General features: G+C 68.9%; 19 protein-coding genes and 2 riboswitches. Of the genes, 6 read left to right on the top strand and 13 right to left on the bottom strand.

What is annotated here, in order from left to right:
- Positions 1 to 37 precede the first annotated feature (37 nt).
- Entirely contained in the window at positions 38 to 640 is a 603-nt protein-coding gene (locus CHC08_RS39925; RefSeq protein ID WP_245878862.1) for an amino-acid N-acetyltransferase, read from the bottom strand.
- Between the two features lie 426 nt (positions 641 to 1066).
- Positions 1067 to 1224, top strand: a riboswitch (cyclic di-AMP (ydaO/yuaA leader).
- 107 nt (positions 1225 to 1331) lie between these two features.
- Here CHC08_RS39925 and CHC08_RS39920 point away from each other — a divergent pair.
- Complete coding sequence (locus tag CHC08_RS39920; RefSeq protein ID WP_245878858.1) at positions 1332 to 2279, top strand: C40 family peptidase; 948 nt, start codon at positions 1332 to 1334, stop codon at positions 2277 to 2279.
- Positions 2280 to 2448: 169 nt separating this feature from the next.
- Here the strand turns inward: CHC08_RS39920 and CHC08_RS39915 are convergent, their stop codons facing one another.
- Together CHC08_RS39915 and CHC08_RS52045 are read right to left on the bottom strand one after the other, a co-directional pair.
- On the bottom strand, positions 2449 to 2697 hold the full coding sequence (locus CHC08_RS39915; RefSeq protein WP_371782180.1) for a helix-turn-helix domain-containing protein: 249 nt from the start codon (positions 2695 to 2697) through the stop codon (positions 2449 to 2451).
- A 180-nt stretch (positions 2698 to 2877) separates the two neighbouring features.
- Positions 2878 to 3093 (bottom strand): hypothetical protein, encoded by a 216-nt coding sequence (locus CHC08_RS52045; RefSeq protein WP_245878857.1) that lies wholly within the window; start codon positions 3091 to 3093, stop codon positions 2878 to 2880.
- Between the two features lie 265 nt (positions 3094 to 3358).
- On the opposite strand from CHC08_RS52045, the gene CHC08_RS39905 reads away from it, so the two are divergent.
- Complete coding sequence (locus tag CHC08_RS39905) at positions 3359 to 4543, top strand: cytochrome P450 (protein ID WP_245878856.1); 1185 nt, start codon at positions 3359 to 3361, stop codon at positions 4541 to 4543.
- Between the two features lie 133 nt (positions 4544 to 4676).
- Here CHC08_RS39905 and lysX read toward each other — a convergent pair whose 3' ends face one another.
- From lysX to CHC08_RS39880, 5 genes are all read right to left on the bottom strand, one after another.
- On the bottom strand, positions 4677 to 6179 hold the full coding sequence (gene lysX / locus CHC08_RS39900; RefSeq protein ID WP_089212583.1) for a bifunctional lysylphosphatidylglycerol synthetase/lysine--tRNA ligase LysX: 1503 nt from the start codon (positions 6177 to 6179) through the stop codon (positions 4677 to 4679).
- 327 nt (positions 6180 to 6506) lie between these two features.
- Positions 6507 to 7289, bottom strand: a complete 783-nt coding sequence (locus CHC08_RS39895; RefSeq protein WP_089212582.1) for a type III pantothenate kinase — start codon at positions 7287 to 7289, stop codon at positions 6507 to 6509.
- Positions 7289 to 9943, bottom strand: a complete 2655-nt coding sequence (locus CHC08_RS39890; RefSeq protein WP_089212581.1) for an L-aspartate oxidase — start codon at positions 9941 to 9943, stop codon at positions 7289 to 7291. The genes CHC08_RS39895 and CHC08_RS39890 overlap by 1 nt, the downstream gene beginning before the upstream one ends.
- Before the next feature lie 504 nt (positions 9944 to 10447).
- Positions 10448 to 11305, bottom strand: coding sequence for a pantoate--beta-alanine ligase (gene panC, locus CHC08_RS39885; protein ID WP_089212580.1), 858 nt, complete (start codon positions 11303 to 11305; stop codon positions 10448 to 10450).
- The gene (locus CHC08_RS39880) at positions 11296 to 12186 is read right to left on the bottom strand and encodes a Rossmann-like and DUF2520 domain-containing protein (protein ID WP_089212597.1); all 891 of its coding nucleotides are present in this window, start codon (positions 12184 to 12186) and stop codon (positions 11296 to 11298) included. Before CHC08_RS39880 ends, panC begins: the two co-directional genes overlap by 10 nt.
- A gap of 468 nt (positions 12187 to 12654) precedes the next feature.
- On the opposite strand from CHC08_RS39880, the gene CHC08_RS39875 reads away from it, so the two are divergent.
- Positions 12655 to 13620: an SAM-dependent methyltransferase gene (locus CHC08_RS39875; protein WP_089212596.1), complete on the top strand. Its 966-nt coding sequence runs from the start codon at positions 12655 to 12657 to the stop codon at positions 13618 to 13620.
- Between the two features lie 196 nt (positions 13621 to 13816).
- On the opposite strand, the gene CHC08_RS39870 is transcribed toward CHC08_RS39875, so the two are convergent.
- Together CHC08_RS39870 and CHC08_RS39865 are read right to left on the bottom strand one after the other, a co-directional pair.
- Positions 13817 to 15016: a cytochrome P450 gene (locus tag CHC08_RS39870; protein WP_089212579.1), complete on the bottom strand. Its 1200-nt coding sequence runs from the start codon at positions 15014 to 15016 to the stop codon at positions 13817 to 13819.
- Positions 15017 to 15036: 20 nt separating this feature from the next.
- On the bottom strand, positions 15037 to 16050 hold the full coding sequence (locus tag CHC08_RS39865; RefSeq protein ID WP_245878855.1) for a TerC family protein: 1014 nt from the start codon (positions 16048 to 16050) through the stop codon (positions 15037 to 15039).
- A 270-nt stretch (positions 16051 to 16320) separates the two neighbouring features.
- A riboswitch (SAM riboswitch) is annotated at positions 16321 to 16436 on the top strand.
- A gap of 52 nt (positions 16437 to 16488) precedes the next feature.
- Between CHC08_RS39865 and CHC08_RS39860 the strand changes: the two genes are divergently transcribed.
- Genes CHC08_RS39860 through CHC08_RS39850 form a run of 3 tightly spaced genes read left to right on the top strand, consistent with a single transcriptional unit; the run spans position 16489 to position 20134 of the window.
- Positions 16489 to 17784, top strand: a complete 1296-nt coding sequence (locus CHC08_RS39860) for an aminotransferase class V-fold PLP-dependent enzyme (protein ID WP_089212578.1) — start codon at positions 16489 to 16491, stop codon at positions 17782 to 17784.
- Between the two features lie 18 nt (positions 17785 to 17802).
- Positions 17803 to 18999 (top strand): NADH-quinone oxidoreductase subunit D, encoded by a 1197-nt coding sequence (locus tag CHC08_RS39855; protein WP_089212577.1) that lies wholly within the window; start codon positions 17803 to 17805, stop codon positions 18997 to 18999.
- 16 nt (positions 19000 to 19015) lie between these two features.
- A complete protein-coding gene (locus CHC08_RS39850; protein WP_089212576.1) occupies positions 19016 to 20134 on the top strand; it encodes an acyltransferase family protein in 1119 nt (372 codons plus the stop codon).
- A 118-nt stretch (positions 20135 to 20252) separates the two neighbouring features.
- Here CHC08_RS39850 and CHC08_RS39845 read toward each other — a convergent pair whose 3' ends face one another.
- From CHC08_RS39845 to folB, 3 genes are read right to left on the bottom strand one after another with little or no spacing between them, the layout of a single operon-like run.
- Positions 20253 to 20705 (bottom strand): DUF3180 domain-containing protein, encoded by a 453-nt coding sequence (locus CHC08_RS39845; RefSeq protein WP_089212575.1) that lies wholly within the window; start codon positions 20703 to 20705, stop codon positions 20253 to 20255.
- A complete protein-coding gene (folK, locus tag CHC08_RS39840) occupies positions 20702 to 21199 on the bottom strand; it encodes a 2-amino-4-hydroxy-6-hydroxymethyldihydropteridine diphosphokinase (RefSeq protein ID WP_089212574.1) in 498 nt (165 codons plus the stop codon). Before folK ends, CHC08_RS39845 begins: the two co-directional genes overlap by 4 nt.
- Positions 21196 to 21558 (bottom strand): dihydroneopterin aldolase, encoded by a 363-nt coding sequence (gene folB / locus CHC08_RS39835; RefSeq protein WP_218825712.1) that lies wholly within the window; start codon positions 21556 to 21558, stop codon positions 21196 to 21198. The genes folK and folB overlap by 4 nt, the downstream gene beginning before the upstream one ends.
- Positions 21559 to 21628 lie beyond the last annotated feature (70 nt).

The following is a 21628-nucleotide window of genomic DNA, read 5'->3' as shown; positions in this document are numbered from 1 at the left end:
TTGCTGGTGCACAAGGTATCGATACAGGTATCAACAGTCATCTCTCCACTTCGTCAGCATCGAGAGCGCGGAAGCCGGGCTCTCGCGTCAGATGCAGAAGCATCCGGGTGTTTCCCAAGGTGTTCGGCTTGACATGCTCAAGATCGAGAAACTCGGCGACGCCTTCGTCGTAGGAGGCGAGAAGCTCCGCGTAGACCTCCGGCGCGACGGGCGTGCCCTGGATCTCCTGGAATCCGTGCCGGCCGAAGAAGTCAACCTCGAAGGTCAGGCAGAAAACCCGGCGTAGACCGAGCTCGCCCGCCGTGCGAATGAGAGCGGAGACGATCCTGTGGCCGATGCCCAGCCCGCGGCAGGCGGGATCGACGGCGACGGTGCGGATCTCGGCGAGATCCTCCCAGAGCACGTGAAGCGCCCCGCAGCCGATGACCGCTCCGGTCCCGTCGGTGGCGACCCAGAACTCCTGGACGTCCTCGTAGAGGGTGACCGTGGCCTTCCTCAGAAGGCGCTGACCGGCTCCCCCGTAGGTGTCCACGAGCTGCCGGATGGCGCGCACGTCCGGGGTGCGGGCGCGCCGTACGGTGATCTCGGCCGTCTCCGGCTCGGATCCTCGCCGGCCCCGCGACTCCCGCTCCGCGTCCACGCTCCCGCTCTCGGACCCGGCTCGCCGCTCCCCGGTTCCGGCGCCCTGTACGGCCGCCACGGGGAAATGCTCCGTAACCTGCTCCATGACCGATCAGCGTACGTCCTCGGCGCTCTCCAATTACGGCCCACCCTTAACTCGCGCCCCATGACCATCAGATGACTCCGGGTAATCCATCTATCACGCTGAGCATGGATTGACGGTGATACGTCGGCTCTCGTCTTTTTTGCGGTCCCGGACCTGCGGAGACTTTCGCCAAGTGCGCCCCAAGAGGGCATCAAGGCAGCATAATGCCCATGTTGATCATCAAGACGTGTGATCTTTCCGTGACATTTCAGTTGTGAAACCTCTACCGAGTTTGCAGTTCTGGTTGAGCAGGAACCTCCAAGTGCACTAATGTCCGTGCTCGTTGTCAGTGATGTAAAAAAGCCTGACCCGCCGAATCCCCGAAACGCGGGGAGCCGGGGACCCACTCTCGACCACGTCCCCCCGGGGTGAATCCGAAGTGCCTTCAACGCACCAGGTAGGGCTGCCTCCGGCCCGAACCCGTCAGCTAACCCGGTAGGCGACCGAGGAGAGGAGCCTGTTGGTGAAGCGCACGCGCAAGCGTGGAGGAAAGAACACGGGCAGTCATGCCCGCAGCCGAGGAAACGCCCCGCGTGGACTCACCCGCCGTATCGTGATCATCGGGATGGCATTCGCCTCCCTGACCCTCGGCACTCCTCTGATCGCGGCCACCGCCGAACCAAAGCCCAACCTCCAGGAGCTGGCCAAGCAGGTCGAGAAGCTGCACAACGAGATCGGCACGCTCAGCGAGCAGTACAACGGCGAGCGGGTCAAGCTGAAGCAGGCGCAGCGCGCCGCCGAGAGCGCCAAGAAGACCCTCGCCGTCAGCGAGTCCGAGCTGGAGTCCCGGCGCAGCAAGGCCAGCCTCCTCGCGCAGAGCAACTACATGACGGGCGGGCTGGGATCAGAGCTCGCCTTCACCCAGTCGGGCGACCCCGACACCTTCCTCGACCAGGCCACCACCAACTACGCCCTCCAGCAGCAGCAGAGCGAGGAGGTCGCCCAGGTCAGCCGGGCGATCGAGGCCGCCGAGCGGGCACAGGCCGGCGCCAAGGCCAGGACCACCGAGGTCAAGGACCTGCTCGCGGACATCACCGGCAAGCGGACCAAGATCGAGCGGCTGGTCAAGAGGGTCGAGAGCAACCTGTTCAGCGAGGTGCGCCAGCGGGCCGCCAGCACCCAGGGCAGCCGGGTGAAGATCAGCGTGCCCGTCGTGGGCAGCGGCAAGGCCGCCGAGGCCGCCCGCTGGGCGCTCAGCCAGCAGCTCAAGCCCTACGTGTGGGGAGCCGAGGGCCCCAACTCCTTCGACTGTTCCGGGCTGGTCATGTGGGCCTACCAGAAGGTCGGCATCAGCCTCCCCCACTACACCGGCGACCAGTGGACCGCGGGCACGCACATCTCCAGGGACGAGCTGCGCCCGGGCGACCTGGTCTTCTTCTACAACGACCTGCACCATGTCGGGATCTACATCGGCGCGGGCATGATGGTCCACGCCCCCCAGACCGGTGACGTCATCCACATCTCCACGATCGACAACCGGCCCTTCGCGGGCGGCGTGCGGATCGCGGACTGAAGCGGATCGTCCGCGGGCCCCGAAGGGCCCGCGGACGAGTGACGCCCCGAAAGAGCCCGGGGCGGAGGCTTGAACGGACCCGGAGAGGGCCGGACGAGCCTGAACGGGCGAGGAGCCTGCCGGAGCCGGTCAGGACGGGACACGGCAGGCTGAGACGATCGGCCGCGGCCTAGATCAACTGACGGCGAGCGGCCCAGGCCACCGCTTCGATCGCCGTGGCCACACCGATACGGTCGCAGATTCCGCGGAGCCTGCGCCGGACCGTCCGGCCGCTGATGTCGAGGCGACGCCCCACTCTGTCGACGGTGACGCCCTTGGCGAGCTCTGCCAACAGAACGAGATCGTCATCGCTGAGACCGATATCGCCCATGCCCAGGGGGCTGTCGCCATGGCGTGAATCCACTTCTGGATAAGCCATCTAGAATCACTCCCCCCTCATAGGTAACCAGGCGTGAACGCGCCAGAAATCAATACCGTCCGCCAGGAACGGTAAACGCCTTGTTCAAAGGTCGTCAAGTTCCGCTCTCCAGAGAGGTTGGCCGCTATTGACATAGTACTCGTTACATGAAGTACTCATGATATGTCGGCGCCTTTGTGGTCAAGTCACGACCGAGTCAAGGCAGGCACCCACAAGCGGTCGCTGACTGCGGCAATCGAAGTCCTTGCAGAACAAGGTTTCGCTGACGCCACGGCCGATGAGATCGCCTTCGGAGCGGGCCATACGGCCGACGCCGTTTTCTCGCCTTTTCTCGGGAAAAATGATCATTTCCCGGCACTCTTCGCCCTGACATGCCTCGGCAATGATGCGGCTCATCGCCTTGACAACACCGAGGGGATCGCCCTGCGATGGGAAAGAGGAAGGGACGCTCTCCACGGCATTCGGCCCGCAGCCAGTCGGCGCGGCCGATCCTCGCATGGAGTCCTATGTCATATAGAGCCCACCCAAAATGGACTTTCTACGCTGCGTCCTGGCTCGGTCGGAATTGCTCGATCGATTGACCGTCCGTCGACGGACTTCCCGTACGGCGGTCGCCCGCCTGGTTTCCGCGTACCGCGCCCATAAGATCCGGAGACCGTCCGTGAGCACCGCGACCGTCCTTGACCTGCTGGGGTTCGACCCTTTCGCGCCCGACTTCCTCCGCGCGCCGTACCGGCGTTACCGCGAACTCCGCGAGCAGGGCCCGCTGTTCCGGACTCCGGCGGGGATGTGGCTGGCGACGGGATACGCGCCGTGTGCCGCGCTGCTGCGCGACCCGCGCTTCGGCCACGGAGAGGGACCGCCGGGGCGTAACCGGGGCGCACGATCCTTCCTCACCATGGATCCGCCCGACCACACCCGTCTGCGCGCCCTGGTGAGCAGGGCCTTCACCGCGCGGATGATCGAACGGCTCCGGCCGAGGATCTCGGCGATCGCCGAGGAGTTGGTCGGGGGGATGTCCGGTGAGGTCGACCTGATCTCCGCGCTGGCCTATCCGCTGCCGGTCCGGGTGATCAGCGAGATGCTGGGGGTGCCGCCGGAGGATCAGGCGCGTTTCCAGGGCTGGAGCGAGTCGCTGGCGCGCGGGCTCGACCCGGACTTCCTGCTGCCCGAGAAGATGCTCGCGGAGCGCGACGCGGCCCGGGACGAGTTTCACGCCTACTTCGGGGAGTTGCTGGTCAGGCGGCGGGCCGAGCCCGGCGGGGACCTGCTGAGCGCCCTCGTCACGGCGGACGAGCTGACCACCGAGGAGTTGCTGAGCACGTGCGTGCTCCTGCTGGTGGCCGGGCACGAGACCACGGTCAACCTGATCGGCAACGGCGCCCTGGCGCTGCTCCGCCACGGCGCCCTGCACCGCTTCGACGAGGGCGGCGAAGGATCCGAGAGAAATACCGCGAAGGCGGTGGAGGAACTCCTCCGTTACGACCCACCCGTCCAGCTCACGCTCAGGTTCGCGCTGGAGGACGTGGAGTTGTGCGGGACGCCGATCCGCGAGGGAGAGGCGGTGATGGCGCTGCTCGGCGCGGCCAACCGGGACCCCGAGGTGTTCTCCGACCCCGACAGGCTCGACCTGGACCGCGGGCCCGTCCGTCACCTGGCCTTCGGCCTGGGGGCCCACTTCTGCCTGGGAGCGCCGCTGGCCCGGCTGGAGGGGTCTGTCGCGCTGTCCGCCCTCGCGACGGCGGCGCCGGATCTGACCCTGGTCGATCCGACGCCGCCGTACAAGGAGAACCTCACGCTGCGTGGCCTGGCGGCGCTGCCCGTCAGGCTCGGCCCGCCGGCCTGACCGACGGGAGGCGGCGCCGCCCCTCAGGCTTGGTCCATCGGCCTACGCGGGAGGCAGCGCTGCCCGCCGGCCTCAACCCGCCGGCTTGACCGGCGGGAATCGGCCCACGCATGAAACAGCGCTGCCCATCGGGCTAGCTCGCCGGCTTGACCAGCGGGAACAGGATGGTCTCGCGGATGTTCTTGCCGGTGAAGGCCATGACAAGGCGATCCACGCCGAGCCCCATGCCGCCCGTGGGCGGCATCGCATATTCCAGGGCGGTGAGGAAGTCCTCGTCAAGCTGCATGGCCTCGGGGTCGCCGCCCGCGGCGAGCAGGGACTGCTCGGTAAGACGGCGGCGCTGCTCGACCGGGTCGACCAGCTCCGAGAAGGCGGTGCCGAGCTCGGTGCCGAAGCCGATCAGGTCCCACTTCTCCGTGAGGAGCGGGTTGTCACGGTGCTGGCGGGCCAGCGGGGAGGTCTCCAGCGGGTAGTCCATGACAAACGTGGGCTGGATGAGCGTGTGCTCGACGAGCGCCTCGAAGATTTCCTGGACGAGCTTGCCCTGTCCCCACTTGGCGTCCCAGTGGATCTCGTGCTTGTCCGCGTACTGCCGGACCCGCTCCAGCGGCGTCTCGGTCGTGACCTCCTCGCCCAGCGCGTCCGAGACCGCCCCGTAAAGGGTGATCCGCGGCCACTCCTCCAGGCCCAGGTCGATCTCCTGGTCCTGGTAGGTCACCACGGAGTGCCCGAGCGCCGCCACGACCGCGCTCTGGATCATCCGCTGGGTCAGGTCTGCCATGTCGTTGTAGTCGAGGTACGTCCCGTAAGCCTCAAGCATCGTGAACTCGGGGTTGTGGGTGGAGTCAGCGCCCTCGTTGCGGAAGTTGCGGCTGACCTCGAAGACCTTCTCGATGCCGCCCACCACGAGCCGCTTGAGGTAGAGCTCGATCGCGATGCGAAGGTAGAGCTCCATGTTGTAGGCGTTGATGTGGGTCTTGAACGGCCGGGCCGTGGCACCGCCGTGGATCGGCTGGAGCATCGGCGTCTCGACCTCGAGGTAGCCCTCGCCGTGCCAGAAGTCGCGCATCGCCCGCACGACGGCGCTACGGGTGTAGGCCATCTTCCGGGCCTCGTCGTTGACGATGAGGTCGACGTAGCGCTGGCGGACCCGCGCCTCGGGGTCGGTGAGCCCGGCGTGCTTCTCCGGCAACGGTCGCAGGCACTTGGAGGTGATCACCCAGCGATCGGCGAGGATGGACAGCTCGCCCCTGCGGGAGGTGATGACCTCGCCCTCGATGCCCACGTGGTCGCCGAGGTCGACGTCGCGCTTCCAGGCGGCCAGGGACTCCTCGCCCACCCGGTCCAGGGAGATCATGACCTGGAGGTCGCCGGAGCCGTCGCGGATCGTGGCGAAGCAGAGCTTGCCCCCGGTCCTGGACAGCATCACGCGCCCCGTGACGCCCACTTTGTCGCCGGTCGCGGTGTCAACGGCGAGATCGGCATATTTCTGGCGGATCTCGCTGTTGGTCGCGGTGCGCGGGAAATTCACCGGGTAGGGGTCGACGCCCTCTGAGCGGAGGCGGTCGAGCTTCTCCCGGCGCACGCGCATCTGCTCGGGCAGATCCTCGGCTGGGTTCGTCACTTCATCGGTCACAGTTCCAAAGGGTACCGATGTGGCGAACCGCAGGAACCCATCGCCCTGCGGCGGCGGGGAAGCCTTCTCACCGGACATCTAGGGCAGATACCCCTTCTTTCAGGGCAGGGAGTAAGCACCTTTGTGTTTTCTCGTGGTGTGTGGGTCGGGCTCAGTAGAGTCGGGGTGTTCCGCGATAGCCAAGCGGGACGTGTTTGAACACGGCAGGGCGTGCCGTGTCTGCGCGGGGAGGCTTCGGGGTTGCCCGGGCCGGTGAACCGCGAACCGACAGACCCGGCTTTGAAAACCGGGTGCTGGAATCCCCGGTTTTCAAAGCCGGGGAGGACGTCAAGCGGTGTTGCGGTGGTAGATCAGCCGGAGGCCGATGAGCGTGAGCCAGGGCTCGTGCATGTCGATCGAGCGCGCCTCGCTGACCACGAGCGGTGCCGCGCTGCCGGTGGCCACCACGGTGACGTCGTCGGGGTCGTCGGCCAGCTCGGCCACCATCCGCTCGACGATCCCGTCCACCTGACCGGCGAAACCGTAGATGATGCCCGACTGGAGCGCCTCGACCGTGTTCTTGCCGATCACGGACCGGGGACGGATCAACTCCACCTTGTGCAGCTGCGCCCCCGCCGCCGCCAGCGCGTCCACCGAGATCTCGATGCCCGGGGCGGTCACCGCACCGATGTACTCGCCCTTGGCCGAGACCGCGTCGAAGGAGGTCGCGGTCCCGAAGTCGACGATGATGCATGGCCCGCCGTACAGCTGGATGGCCGCCAGCGCGTTGACGATCCGGTCGCTGCCGACCTCTTTCGGGTTGTCCATCCGCACCGGCACGCCGGTGCGGACGCCGGGCTCGACGATCACCGCGGTCACGTCGCCGTAGTAGCGGCGGCACATCTCGCGCATCTCGTTGAGCACCGACGGCACCGTGGAACAGAGCGCGATGCCGTCGACGTCGGCACCCTTGAGCAGCGGCGACTGTCCCAGCAGCCCCTGGAGCACGACGGCGATCTCGTCGGCCGTGCGCCGGGCGTCCGTGGCGATCCGCCAGTGCTCGATCACGTCCTCGCCCTCGAAAAGGCCGAGAACGGTATGGGTGTTGCCGACATCAATGGCAAGCAGCATCAATTCCCCCGAAGGTCCAAGGCGATGTCCAGAGCCGGAGCCGAATGCGTGAGCGCGCCCACGGCAAGGTAGTCAACACCTGTTTCGGCCACGTCACGAGCAGACTCCAGGGTCAACCCTCCGCTGGACTCCAGGCGCGCCCTGCCGTCCACCAGTCGTACGGCCTCCGCCAGCTGATCAACGGTGAAATTGTCCAACAGGATCTCCTCCGCTCCCTCGGCCAGCACCGGCTCGATCTGGTCGATCCGGTCGACCTCGACCTCGATCGGCAGGCCCGGGTAGGAGTTCCGGACCGCCCGGAACGCCTCGGCCACCCCGCCGGAGGCCACCACGTGATTGTCCTTGATCAGCGCGGCATCCGAAAGGGACATCCGATGGTTGACGCCACCGCCCGCGCGGACGGCGTACTTCTCCAGCGCGCGCAGACCGGGCAGGGTTTTACGGCTGTCCCGGATGCGGGCTCCGGTCCCCTCGACCGCCCGGACCCACCTGCCGGTCAGCGAGGCGATCCCGGACAGGTGCGTGAGCAGGTTGAGTGCGGTCCGCTCGGCGGTCAGCACGTCCCGGGTGGCGCCGGTGACGGTCATCAGCACGTCTCCCCGGCTCACCCGCTCGCCGTCTTTGACGTGCCGTTCGGTACGGCTCACGCCGAGCCGCGCGAACACCGCCTCCGCGACCGCGAGACCCGCGATCACCCCGTCCGCCCGGGCCACCACGTCGGCGGTCGCGACCTGACCGGCGGGGATCGTGGCGATGCTCGTCACGTCGCCGGCCTCCCCCAGGTCCTCCCGCAACGCGATGTCGATCAGGGCGCTCACCTCGGCGGGCTCCAGCCCGGACGCCACGAGGTCGTCGATCGTGTGCGCGGGCATGGCGACGTTCGCGTGTGGACGGTAGTTCATGGTCAATCCCTCTCCTGTAAGGGTCACGTCGAGGTGGCCCTGCCACCGGGCATCGTCTCGGTCGGGGAAGTCCTCGCGCCAGTGCGACCCGCGAGTCTCCTGGCGACTGCGCGCGGCGGCCACCAGGACGGACGCGACCGTCAGCAGGTTCGTGGTCTCCCAGGACTCCGTGCACGGCTCGACCGCCACCGGGGTCCACCGGACGCTCAGCAGTGCCTTGGCGACCGCGCTCAGGGACTCCTGGCTGCGCAGCACGCTCGCCCCCCGGCTCATGTGTCCCTGAATCCTGGTCCGGGCCCTGGGGTCGATCAGGCTGGTGGGGCGGTCGTCGGTCGGCGGCTCACCCAGCGCGGGCCGTACGACGCCCTCCGCCTCACCCTGCGCGGCGTGCGCGACGCCCGCGACCCCGTCCGGTACGGGGTGCGCGACGCCCGCGGCCTCGCCCTGCGCGGGCCGTACGGCCTCCGCGACCTTGCCGGATCCGGCCCGCCGCTCCGCGTGGATGTCGGCGGCGATCCGCTCGGCGAAGACCAGGCCTTCGAGCAGGGAGTTGGAGGCCAGCCGGTTGGCGCCGTGCACGCCGGTGCAGGCCACCTCGCCGCAGGCGTACAGGCCGGGCACGCTGGTACGGCCGTGCAGGTCGGCGCGGACGCCGCCGCTGGCGTAGTGGGCGGCGGGGGCGACCGGGATGAGCTGGGTGACCGGGTCGATGCCGTGCTCCAGGCAGACGGAGTAGATCGTCGGGAAGCGGGTGCGCCACTTCTCCTCGCCGAAGTGACGGGCGTCGAGATACATGTGGTCGGCCCCGGTCTCCCTCATCCGCCGCATGATCGCCTTGGCCACGACGTCGCGGGGCGCGAGGTCGGCGAGCTCGTGGACGTCCTTCATGAACCGGATGCCCTCGGCGTCGGCCAGCACCGCGCCCTCGCCCCGCACCGCCTCGGAGATCAGTGGCTGCTGGCCGGTGGAGTCCTCGCCGAGCCAGAGCACGGTCGGGTGGAACTGGACGAACTCCACGTCCCTCACGACGGCGCCCGCGCGCAGTGCGAGCGCCACGCCGTCACCGGTGGAGACGAGGGGGTTGGTGGTGGCGGCGTAGACCTGGCCCATGCCACCGGTGGCCAGCACCACGGCCCCGGCCCTGACCGCGCCCACACCGTCACGTTCGCCCTCACCCATGACGTGCAGGGTCACTCCGGCGGCCCGGCCGGCGGCGTCCTTGAACAGGTCGAGCACAAGCGCGTGCTCGATCACCTCGATCTCCGACTCCTGGACCGCCTGGACGAGCGCCCTCTGCACCTCGGCGCCGGTGGCGTCGCCGCCGGCGTGCACGATGCGGTTGCGCCGATGGCCGCCCTCCCTGGTGAGCTGGAGCTCTCCGGCGTCGTCGGTGTCGAACCGGGCCCCCGCCGCGATCAGCCGGCGCACCGCGCCCGGCCCCTCGGTCACCAGGACCCGGACGGCCTCCTCGTCACAGAGGCCCACCCCCGCGATGAGCGTGTCGGACAGGTGCTCGGCGGGGGTGTCCCGCGGGTCGAGCACGGCGGCGATCCCGCCCTGCGCCCAGCGGGTGGATCCCGAGGACAGCACGTCCTTGGTGACGACCAGGACCTTCGCCCCGGGATCGAGACCGGCGTACCGCAGTGCCAGGGTGAGCCCCGCTATGCCGGATCCCACCACGACCACGTCCGCCTCGACCGTCCAGCCCGGAGCGGGAGCGGTCAACCTCTGGGGAATAGCCGGGATGCTCATTGCCGCCTCCTCGCGAGGGGTCATCAAGAGGCCGTTCATTTCGTCACTCTGACGATAACGGGAGAGTCGAGACGGCTGTTCCCCGGGGTGTGCCATCGGGGCTCGGCAGCCGGGTCGTACCCGGTCGCCTCGAATGCCCCAACGCGGAAGCCACCGGAGCGCGACGACCGGATCACGAAGCAGGTCGTATCCGGTCGCCTCGAATGCCCCAGCGAGGAAGCCACGGGAACGCGGCGACCGGATCACGAGGCAGGTCGTATCCGGTCGCCTTGAATGCCCCAGCGAGGAAGCCACGGGGGCGCGATGGCCGCCAGGGGTGTCCGGGAGCCTCAGAGAGCGCTTGGGACCGCCCTTCCCGGCCGGGGGCGCGGGTCCGTTCGACCGGGGCTCAACGGCCCAGGGGGTGTTTGGTGCTCACCCGGCGGGGCTTACCGGATCGAGTCCGCCTGACCGGCAGGGCGTTCTCGGTTCGCCCCCGTCAGAGGTCGGAGGGTCCGGGGGACCTCAAAGGGTGACGATCACGTTGTCGATCAACCGGGTGGACCCCACCTTCGCGGCCACGGCGAGAATCGCCTCACCCGCGTGGTTCTCGCCGACCTCGGCGAAGGTCGCCGGGTTCACCAGCACCAGGTAGTCGAGGTTGAGTGACGGCTCACCCTCAAGCACGGCGTGCGCGACCCGGCGGATCTCTCCCGGCGTCCGCTGCTCCGCGCCCGCGAACAGGGCCCGGGACAGGGCCAGCGCCGCCCGCCGGTCGTTCGGGGACAGGTAGCGGTTACGGCTGGACAGCGCCAGGCCGTCCGCCTCCCGGATCGTGGGCGCACCGACGATGGAGATCGGCAGGTCGAGATCGACCGCCATCCGGCGGATCATCGCGAGCTGCTGGGCGTCCTTCTGCCCGAACACCGCCACATCCGGCTGGACCAGGTTGAACAGCTTGAGCACCACGGTCAGCACACCGTCGAGGTGCCCCGGCCTGAACGCCCCCTCGACGATCGCGCCCATCCCTCCCGCGGAGACGCCCACCTGCCTGTCCGGCAGGTACATGGTCTCGGCGGCGGGAGCGAAGACCAGGCTCACGCCCTCGGCCGCGCAGATCTCCAGGTCGGCGTCGAACGTCCGGGGGTAGCGGGAGAAGTCCTCGGTCGGGCCGAACTGGAGCGGGTTCACAAAAATGCTCACGGCGACGTGATCGGCCTTCTCGCGGGCCAGCCGTACGAGCGAACGGTGACCCTCGTGCAACGCGCCCATGGTCGGCACCAGCGCCAGCGTGGCCTTCCCCGAGGAGACCTTCTCGCCGATCCCCACTGCCTCGCGCGCCTTCACCAGCTCGGTGCGGTCGCCCGCCACGATCACGTCCATACGTTTCCTCCCAGCGCGTCCAGAAGGCGCTCGGCGGCTTCGGGCTTGAGCAGCCCGGCCGCCAGCGCCCGGTCCGCCGTGAGCCTAGCGAGGGCGACATAGGCGTCGGCCGCCTCGGGTGCCGCCAGGATCAGCGCGTCCACGTGCTTGCGGACGGTCGCGGCGTCACCGCGTACCACCGGGCCCGTCAGACCGGCGATGCCGAGCCGCAACACGTTCTCCAGGGCCGCGCCGAGCAGCGGGCCGAGCATCCGGCCCGGCTGGTCCACGCCGACCTTCCGCAACAGCTCCGAGGACTCCGCGACGAGCGTCACCATGTGGTTCGCCGCCGCCGCGAGTGCCGCGTGGTAGAGCGGCCTGTTCTCGTCCTCGATCCAGACGGGCTCGCCCTCCATCTCGATGACCAGGGCCTCGGCCACCGGGCGGAGCGGGTCGGGCGCGGTGACCCCGTAGGAGATGCCGGTGAGGCGGCGAAGGTCGTCGTCCCTGCCGGTGAAGGTCATCACCGGGTGGAGCGCCAGGGGCAGCGCACCGGCCTTGATCGCCGGATTCAGCACCGCCAGGCCGTACGCGCCGCTGGTGTGGGCCACCAGTTTGCCCCGGAGGTCGGCGCCCGTGCCGACCAGGCCCGCGACCAGGTCGGGCAGCGCGTCGTCGGGAACCGTCAACAGGACGAGGTCCGACTGGGCCACCACGTCCTCGGGGCGGCTGGTGACAACCCCGAGCCGCTCGGCGGCCCGCTCTCTGGAGGCGTCGGAGACTCCGCTCGCGGCGACGACCCGATGTCCCGCTCTCGCGAGGGCGACACCGAGTGCCGAACCGACCCTGCCCGCTCCAATCACGCCGACGGCTAGCCGTGCCGGGCGATCGACTGCGTCCATGGCGTCCCGTCCTTTGACCACGTGGAGGCTCCATGCCCAATTGACCAGCGTAACGGGCCGGACCATCTCAACTGTGGCAAGGCGCGTGTTCGAACACGCCGGAGGCGGAATGACGACGGCGCGCACAGGCCGCCGAACGGTGTCCGCCCTGCTGTGGCCCGGCGAAGCGGCGGATCGGAGACCGGCCGCCCATGGGTGGTCGGCGAGTCCCCGGCGTGCCCGGTCAACGGCGACCGGGTTCCGATTCATGGCGAACAAGGCGTCGGCCATGTGCAGGAAAGAGGTGAGCGCGAACGCCGGCTGGGCGGGTTCTTCGCCGAGGCACCCGGCCCCGGCTCGAGCGGTCATTCACCGCCGCGACATCGACAACGGCCGTGGTGATTAGTGACAGGATGGAGTCGTGCCCCGCTCAGAGCATCATCAAGAGTTGATCTCTTCCCCTCGCCGAAGCGGGTAGCGTCTGTGGACATGTGGCTCACCTGGCGTGCCGCGATGGAACAGGCTCTCTACGGCGAGAACGGTTTCTACCTGCGAGAGTGTCCCTCCGGACATTTCAGGACCTCCGTCGGCGCCTCCCCCGCATTCGCCAGGGCCATGCTGCGCGAGCTCGTCGCGGTGGACGGCGCGCTCGGCCATCCTCCGGTGGTCGACCTCGTGGACATCGGCGCCGGTGAGGGCGGGCTGGCGGCCGGCGTGCTCGCCGTCGCGCCCCCCGAGCTCCGTTCCCGGCTGCGGGTCATCGGAGTGGACCTGGCCTCCCGGCCCGCCCGGCTACCGGAGGAGATCAGGTGGGCGGCGGCCGTTCCCGACGCGATCTGCGGGCTGGTGATCGCCAACGAGTGGCTGGACAACATTCCCGTGGACATCGTCGAGCAGACGGCGGACGGACCCCGGCTGGTCATGGTCAACGTCTCGGACGGCGAGGAAAGGCTGGGCGAGAGGCCCCATGAGGCCGATCTGGCCTGGCTGGCCCGCTGGTGGCCGATGCGGACCACGGGCGAGCGGGCGGAGATCGGCAGGCCCCGCGACGAGGCCTGGGCCTCGGTGATCGTACGGCTGACAGGCGGCCGGGCGATCGCGATCGACTACGCGCACTCCGTGGACGACCGCCCGCCGTACGGCACCCTGGCCGGATACCGCGACGGATCGATGGTCGCGCCCGTACCGGACGGATCATGCGACGTCACCGCGCACGTGGCCCTCGACTCCTGCGCCTTCGCCGGGGAGTGCGCCGGAGTCGTCACGACGACCCTGACCACCCAGCGGGAGGCGCTGCGCGCCCTGGGCATCACCGGGACGCGCCCATCCCTCGACCAAGCCCGCAGTGATCCGCGCGGATACCTCCTGGCCCTCACGAGGGCATCTGAGGAGGCGGAGCTGATCGCCACCGAGGGTCTCGGCGGGTTCGGCTGGCTCGCTCAGACCCGGACCTGAGACCGGCTCGCTCAGACGGACCCGAGCCACCAACCCCGGACCTGAGACCGGCTCGCTCAGACGGACCCGAGCCACCAACCCCGGACCTGAGACCGGCTTGCCCGGACCCGATCTGGGATCGGCTCACTCAGGTCCGGGTCCAGCCCCGGGCCTGAGAGCGGCTCGCCCGGACCCGGGCTCGAACTCGGGCCTGCGTTCAGACCCGGACCTGAATGGATTCCAGGCCCCGGATGACGTAGCCGGATCCCCAGACGGGCTCGGCGGCCAGTTCCAGCTTCGGCGCCCGGCGCAGCAGCGCGCCGAACGACTCGATCAGCTCGATCCTGGCCAGCGGCGCGCCCAGGCAGAAGTGGATGCCGGCGCCGAAGGAGATGTGCGGGTTGTCCACCCGGCCCACGTCCAGGCGATCGGGGTCGGCGAACACCTCGGGGTCGCGGTTGGCGGAGCCGAACAGCAACGCCACCTCCGTGCCACGCGGGATGTCGAACCCGCCGACCGAGATGTCCTCCAGCACCCAGCGCTCGAACATCTGCAGCGGCGTGTCCCAGCGCATCATCTCCTCGACCGCGGTGGGCAGCAGTCCGTGGTCGGCGCGGAGCCGGTCCAGCTCGGCCGGGTTGCGAAACAGCGACCACCAGCCGTTGCCGGTGACGTTGACGGTGGCCTCGTGCCCGGCGTTGAGCAGCAGCACGCAGGTGCCGACCAGCTCCTCCTCGGTGAGCTTGTCGCCCTCCTCCGCCACCAGGGCGAGGGCGCTGATCAGATCGTCACCGGGGTTCGCCCTGCGGCTGCGGGCCAGCCCGATGAGGTAGTCGGAGAACTCCTCGGCCGCGCGCACGGCGGTGTGCTGGGCCTCGACCGAGGGGTTGAGCTCGTACATCCCGCAGATGTCGGCCGACCAGGGCCGCAGCAGGTGCCGGTCGGCCTCGGGCACGCCGAGCATCTCCGCGATCACGGTCACCGGCAGCGGCTCGGCGACCTCGGAGATGAGGTCGCCGCCGCCGCGCTCGACAAACGCGTCGACGAGCTCACCGGCGATCCTGGCGACCTTGGGACGGAGCGCCTCAACCATGCGCGGGGTGAACGCCTTGGACACCAGCCGCCTGAGCCGGGTGTGCACGGGCGGCTCGACGTCGAGCATCCCCGCCCTGATGACCCGCCAGAACGGGTCCTGGAACTCGGGGTCGCCCGGCTTGCCGAACTCCTGGTGCGTGGCCACGTGCAGGTAGGAACGGCCGAGCCGGCGGTCGCGCAGCAGCGCGTTGACGTCGGCGTGCCGGGCGATCAGCCACTGGCCGGTCGGTTCGAAGAAACTGACCGGCCGTTCCCGCCTCAGCTCGTCGTAGACGTCATAGGGATGGGCGACGAATTCCGGATTCCAAGGATCAAAGCGCACGTAAGCATCGTAATCCTGACCTAGGAGTCGGTCCGCTCGTCAGCTTGCCCCTTGCCCTCGGAGGAGCCGATCCGCTCACCCACCTGGCCCTTACCCCCGGAAGAACCGACCGGCCCTCCCGCCTGGCCCTTGCCCTCGGAGGAACCGGTCCGCTCACCCACCTGGCCCTCGGCCGTGGAGGAAGCGGTCCGTTCGCCCGCCTGGTCCTTGCCCTGGGAGGAATCGGTCGGCTCTTCTCCCGCCTGGCCTGAGCCGGTCCCTCCGCCCTTCTGGTCGTCCGCCCCGCCCTCGGCCGCGTAGCGCTGGTGCAGCGCCACCGGCTCCTCCCGGCCCGCCTTGCTGCGCATCCGGATGTTCAGCAGCTCCACCAGGAGCGAGAACGCCATCGCGAAGTAGATGTAGCCCTTGGAGATGTGCTGCTCGAAGCCCTCGGCGATGAGCACGACGCCGATCAGCACCAGGAAGGACAGGGCGAGCATCTTGATGCTCGGATGCCGGTCCACGAAGCGGCTGATCGGCCCGGAGGCGACGAGCATCACGATGACCGAGACGATGACGGCCGCGATCATGACGCCGAGCTCGTCGACCATGCCGACCGCGGTGATCACGGAGTCGAGCGAGAAGACGATGTCGAGGACCATGATCTGCAGGATCACGGCGGTGAAGGAGGCCGCCACCTTGCCTCCGGCGTGGCCGGACTTGCCTTCCAGGCTGTCGTGCACCTCGAAGACGCTCTTGCCCAGCAGGAACAGCCCGCCGAGTATCAAAATCAGATCGCGACCGGATATCCCCTGCCCGAAGACCTCAAAGAACGGTGATGTGAGTTTCACCACCCACGACAGCGCGAACAGCAGGGCCAGGCGGCTGACCAGGGCGGCCATGAGGCCAAGCTTGCGGGCTTTGTCACGCTGCTCGGGAGGGAGCTTTCCCGCGAGGATCGAGATGAAGATGATGTTGTCGATGCCCAGGACGATCTCGAGCGCGACAAGGGTGAAGAACCCTATCCATATCTCCGGGTTGGTCACCCAGTCCATTGATTCCTCCTTGGTCGGCCGGCGGCTGAAACGCTTTGCCGACTGACTGCCTCGACGACTGGGGGACGCTCTGAGTTCCTTCCCGGGAATAAACACTGATCGCATTCGACACATGTGGGCACTGTCAGGCGGTCCCGGGAGGCACCCGGACACAACGCGGAACGCATCCGGACAGGCCATCGAGGGGACGGCCGGACGCGATGCGGACCAACGCCGGCCACATTCAGTACTTGCGGGGCACGGTCAGGCGTCGGTTATAGTTCCCAGATAGGTCATGAGTGCCAGTGACAAGCCCCGGCTCGCTGGCCGGCAACCCTCGCGTCCGCGGCGGGGTGCCCCGGGTGAGGACCTGGCCCGGCACGTCGCGTGTCGGGCAAGCGCGGGCTCCATGCACCAACGCCATGTGTTGGGGTCCGATGACCTCGAAGGAGACCTGGCGTGTCCACACTGACGATTTTCACCCCCGCCTCCACGCCCGTGACCACCCCGGCGCCCCATGTGCCCTCGGAGCGGCGGATTCCCGCGGTGCTCGGCTCCGACCTGGAGGTCCCGGTCAGGGGCGGCAGGCTGGTCCCCTACGCCAACCTCGACTACGCCGCCAGCGCACCCTGTCTGGAGCCGGTGAGCGCCGCCGTCACCGCCGCGCTCCCGGCATACTCCAGCGTCCATCGCGGCGCCGGGTACGCGTCCCAGCTCACGACGGCCCGCTACGAGCAGGCCCGGCACACCGTCCGCGCCTTCGCCGGCGCCCGTCCCGACGACTCGGTGATCTTCACTCGCAACACCACCGACGCGACCAACCTGCTGGCCCGCAGCCTGCCCGAGGGGACCACCACCGTGGTCTTCGACACCGAACACCACGCCTCACTCCTGCCCTGGGGCACCGCCGTACGGCTCGGGATTCCCGCCTTTCCCGGCGAGGCCGTCCGCGCCGCCGACGAGGCCCTCGCCGGGATCGACGGTCCCAAGCTGCTGGTCGTCACCGCCGCATCCAACGTCACCGGCGAGCTCTGGCCGATCGCCGCCCTGGCCCACATCGCCCACCGCCACGGCGCCCGCATCCTCGTCGACGCCGCCCAGCTCGTCCCGCACCGCCGCCTCAACCTGACGGCGCTCGACCTGGACTACGTGGTCTTCTCCGGTCACAAGCTCTACGCCCCGTTCGGCACGGGCGCCCTGATCGGCCGCTCGGACTGGCTGGCGGAGGCGGAGCCGTACCTCAAGGGCGGCGGCGCGGTGAAGGCCGTGAACGACGATGAGACCGAGTGGCACGAGGACCCCGAGGCCCGCCACGAGGCCGGCACCCCGAACGTCCTGGGCGCCGTCGCACTGGCCGCCGCCTGCGACGCCCTGACCGCCACCGGCTGGACCGTACTGCTCCGCGAGGAGGAGCGCCTCCTGAACCGCCTGCGCGCCGGCATCACCGCGGTCCCGGGCGTGCACGAGCTCTCCCTGTGGGGCCCCGACCACCCCCGCGTCGGCATCGTCTCCTTCGTGGTCGAGGGCTTCACCGCCCGCGAGGTCGCCGAGGTCCTGTCCGGCGACTACGGCATCGGCGTGCGCGACGGCAAATTCTGCGCCCACCCGTTCGTCCGCCACCTCCTCGGTACCACGGACGGTGGCTGCGACGACGTCACCGCCTCCGCCGTCCGCGCCTCCATCGGCATCGGCACCACCGAGGAACACGTCGATCGTCTGATCACCGCTCTGCAGGATCTTGTGTCGCGCGGATGACGTGGCAGCATGGGTCTTATGACTGAGCCCCATGCCGAAGGCGCGCCCCGGACGGTAAGCGTGGGGATCGGGGCCGGAGCGGAGGCCGTGCCGGAAACGCACGGCAAGGAGCTCGCGACCGAGGACATGATCCTCAACATCGGGCCGCAGCATCCGTCCACGCACGGGGTGCTGCGGCTGCGGCTCACGCTGGACGGCGAGCGGATCAGTTCGGCCGAGCCGGTCGTGGGCTACATGCACCGCGGCGCGGAGAAGCTGTTCGAGGTGCGCGACTACCGGCAGATCATCGTGCTGGCCAACCGGCACGACTGGCTGTCGGCCTTCTCGAACGAGCTGGGCGTCGTGCTCGCGGTGGAGCGGATGCTCGGCATGGAGGTGCCGGTCAGGGCGGTCTGGACGCGCACCCTGATGGCCGAGCTCAACCGGGTGCTGAGCCACCTGATGTTCCTCGGGTCCTACCCGCTGGAGCTCGGCGCGATCACCCCGGTCTTCTACGCGTTCCGGGAACGTGAGACCCTCCAGGCCGTGATGGAGGAGATCTCCGGCGGTCGCATGCACTACATGTTCAACCGGGTCGGCGGTCTCAAGGAGGAGCTGCCCCTGGGATGGGCGAACCGGGTCTCCCAGGCCGTCGCCGACGTGCGACGGCGGCTGCCCGACATCGAGAACCTGATCGTCGGAAACGAGATCTTCATCGCTCGCACGCGCGGAGTGGGCGTCCTGGACCGCGAGACGATCATGCAGTACGGCGTGAGCGGCCCGATCGCCCGCGCCTCGGGCGTGGACATCGACCTGCGCAGGGACGAGCCCTACCTGGCCTACGGCGAGCTGCCCGTGAAGGTCGTCACCCGGTCCGCCGGAGACTGTCACGCCCGGTTCGAGGTGCTGCTGGAGCAGGTGAAGGTCTCCCTGGACCTGGCCGACGCCTGCGTGGAGAGACTCCTCGAGCTCCCGCAGGGGCCGATCAACCAGCGCCTGCCCAAGGTGCTCAAGGTGCCCGAGGGCCACACCTACGCCTGGACCGAGAATCCGCTGGGCATCAACGGCTACTATCTGGTCTCCCGCGGAGAGAAGACTCCGTGGCGGATGAAGCTCCGCTCGGCCTCCTACAACAACGTCCAGGTGCTGCGGGAGATGCTCCCCGGCCATCTGATCTCCGACATGGTCGCCATCCTCGGCTCGATGTTCTTCGTCGTCGGCGACATCGACAAATGAGGCACGGTAGGACTGCATGAGCGAACGTGGTGGGGACACGAGTCCCCGCGTGGCGGCCGGACGGCAGCGGGACAAATACGTCGACTGGCTCCGAGCGGTCAGCCTGCTCGTCGTGGTGCTCTGGCACTGGGCGTTCACGATCCTGCAGTGGGGTCCGGACGGCCCCTCGCCGACAAGCCCGCTGGGCTTCACCTCGGGGCTGTGGATCCTCACCTGGCTGCTCCAGGTGCTGCCGCTCTTCTTCTACGTCGGCGGGCACGTCCACCTCCTGTCCTGGGAACGCGCCCGCGAGCGCGGGGTGGGCATCGGGACCTTCGTCTGGCGGCGCATCCGCAGCCTCGCGATCCCGGCGTTGGCGCTGGCCGTCACCTGGATCGTGCTGGGCGCGATCGTGACGTGGGCGTTCGGGATCGGCTGGATGAACCGTGTTGTCCTGCTCATCATCAGCCCGCTGTGGTTCATCGCCGTCTACCTCGTGCTGATCGCCCTGCTCCCCATCGCGCTGTGGCTGCACCGCCGCTTCGACGTGCTGATTCTCATCTGGCTCGCGGGGGCGGCGCTGGTCGTCGACGTGCTGCGGCTGCGCTACGGGTACGAGGCCGCGGGCTGGCTCAACATGATCATTGTCTGGGGTCTCGCCCATCAGGCGGGGTTCTTCTACGACAGGGTGGTGGCCCTGGCCCGCCAGTTCGACGTCGCCATCCTGTGGACCGGGCTGTTCGGCCTCTTCGGGCTGGTCTACTCGGGCATCTACCCGGGCTCGATGGTGGGCGTGCCCGGCGACAAGCTGTCCAACATGGCCCCGCCGACCTTTGTCATCGTGGCGCTGCTGGTCTTCCAAATCGGCCTGGTGGAGGTGCTGAGGCCGTCCATGGAGCGCCTGCTGGAGCGTCCGAGGTGGCAGCGCGTCAACGAGACGGTCAACAGGTTCGCGCTGCCGCTGTTCCTGTTCCATACGACCGGCATGGCGATCTGGGTGGCGCTGACCTGGTGGCTGCTCGGCGGGGCGCCGCCCGGCCAGGGAGCGCCCGACCTGTCCTGGTGGCTGGAGAGGCCCCTGGCCGTCATCGGCCCGCTGCTGTGCACGTTCCCGGTCATCATGCTGTTCGGCCGCAGACGGGCCGCGAAGCGTTAGGAGCCTCCCCGGACCAGACGGTGAGGCACCGGGAGCATTCTTCGGGCTGGAGGACGAGACACCGGAGGCGTCTCCGGGCTGGGGACGAGGCTGCGGGAGCGTTCTTCGGCGGCCGGTTCTAGCGGTCTTCCTCGTTGGAGTCCTTGGGCACCTTGCAGCAATGTTCCAGGTAGAGGGCCGCGCAGACCAGCAGCACGCAGACGACAAACGAGCCGCCGGTGATGAGGAAGTCACGGCGGGGCACGCCCTGGTCCAGCAGGTCGGCGGTGTAGAGGGTGAATCCGGCGAAGATCCCGGCGAAGATCGCCCCGCCGTACGCGGAGGCCTTGGCGAGGCCCACGAGGCGGGCCACGGCCAGCGGCTCGACGGGCTTGGTGTCGGGCTTGCGCTCGATCCTGGCCTTTGTCATCCAGCCGCTGTAGAACTCGCCGATCGCCAGCAGGAGCACCGTCGGGATCGAGGTCCACGGCACGGTCGGCAGGTCCGAGTAGAGCGGCTTCAGGAGCGCCCACGTAATGATCGCGAACACGATGAAGAGCCCGACGAGCACGCCGGGACGGGTTGGCTTCACACGGACCTCTTCAGCGTCAGATCGGTGCGCGGCCGTACGTAGTCCTGATCCAGGTCGGCCAGCAGGTCGGCCACCCTGCGCCCGGAGAGGACCGCCTCCGGGTCGGCCCGCACCCACGGCACCATCACGAACGCCCGTTCGTCCGCCCTGGGATGCGGCAGCGTCAGATCGGGGTCGTTCATGACGACGTCCCCGACGGTGATCAGGTCGAGGTCCAGGGTGCGCGCTCCCCAGCGCTCCCTGCGGACCCGGCCGAAGGAGTTTTCCACATCCTGAACACGCTCAAGGAGCGCCCAGGGTTCCAGCGTGGTCTCGGCGATCACTATGGCGTTGAGATAGAGGCCCTGTTCCGGTCCGCCGAAAGGGTCGGTCTCGTAAACGGGCGACACCGCGACGAACGTGAGCTCCGGGCCGTCGAAAAGCGCGTCGAGCGCGCCCTGCAGCGTGGCGAGCCGGTCGCCCAGATTGCTGCCGAGCCCCAGCACGACCCTCATGCCCGGCTCCGGGTGATCGTCACGATCACGTCGTCGAACGGCAGCGGGATCGGCGCGGCGGGCTTGTGCACGCTGATCTCCACCGACGACACGAGCTCGCGGGCCAGGCAGACGTCCGCCAGGCGCTGGGCCAGGGTCTCGATCAGATCGACGGGCTCTCCCTCCACGACCTTCACCAGATCCTGGGCGAGCTCGCCGTAGTGGACGGTCTTGGTAAGGTCGTCCCCGGCTGCCGCGGGTGCCGTATCCAGAAAAAGAGTGACATCGACGATGAACTCCTGGCCGAGCTCCCGCTCCGCGGCGAGCACGCCGTGCCGCCCTCGGGCCCGCAGCCCCTTCACACTGATCCGATCATGGATCCGATCCTGGATCGGGTCGCTGACCCAGTCCTGCATCGGATTGCTGATCAGGTCCTGCATCGAGTCCTGG

It is taken from the genome of Streptosporangium subroseum, assembly GCF_900188345.1.
GTDB lineage: Bacteria > Actinomycetota > Actinomycetes > Streptosporangiales > Streptosporangiaceae > Streptosporangium > Streptosporangium subroseum.
Note: the sequence above shows the minus strand (reverse complement) of the source record. Positions and strands in the feature narration are given on the sequence as shown.

Coding starts and splice junctions, on each gene's coding strand:
- CHC08_RS39920 (WP_245878858.1), top strand. CDS start 1,332: ATGGCATTCGCCTCCCTGACCCTCGGCACTCCTCTGATCGCGGCCACC.
- CHC08_RS39915 (WP_371782180.1), bottom strand. CDS start 2,697: ATGGCTTATCCAGAAGTGGATTCACGCCATGGCGACAGCCCCCTGGGC.
- CHC08_RS52045 (WP_245878857.1), bottom strand. CDS start 3,093: ATGAGCCGCATCATTGCCGAGGCATGTCAGGGCGAAGAGTGCCGGGAA.
- CHC08_RS39895 (WP_089212582.1), bottom strand. CDS start 7,289: ATGCTGCTTGCCATTGATGTCGGCAACACCCATACCGTTCTCGGCCTT.
- CHC08_RS39890 (WP_089212581.1), bottom strand. CDS start 9,943: ATGAGCATCCCGGCTATTCCCCAGAGGTTGACCGCTCCCGCTCCGGGC.
- panC (WP_089212580.1), bottom strand. CDS start 11,305: ATGGACGTGATCGTGGCGGGCGACCGCACCGAGCTGGTGAAGGCGCGC.
- CHC08_RS39880 (WP_089212597.1), bottom strand. CDS start 12,186: ATGGACGCAGTCGATCGCCCGGCACGGCTAGCCGTCGGCGTGATTGGA.
- CHC08_RS39875 (WP_089212596.1), top strand. CDS start 12,655: ATGTGGCTCACCTGGCGTGCCGCGATGGAACAGGCTCTCTACGGCGAG.
- CHC08_RS39865 (WP_245878855.1), bottom strand. CDS start 16,050: ATGGACTGGGTGACCAACCCGGAGATATGGATAGGGTTCTTCACCCTT.
- CHC08_RS39855 (WP_089212577.1), top strand. CDS start 17,803: ATGACTGAGCCCCATGCCGAAGGCGCGCCCCGGACGGTAAGCGTGGGG.
- CHC08_RS39850 (WP_089212576.1), top strand. CDS start 19,016: ATGAGCGAACGTGGTGGGGACACGAGTCCCCGCGTGGCGGCCGGACGG.
- folK (WP_089212574.1), bottom strand. CDS start 21,199: ATGAGGGTCGTGCTGGGGCTCGGCAGCAATCTGGGCGACCGGCTCGCC.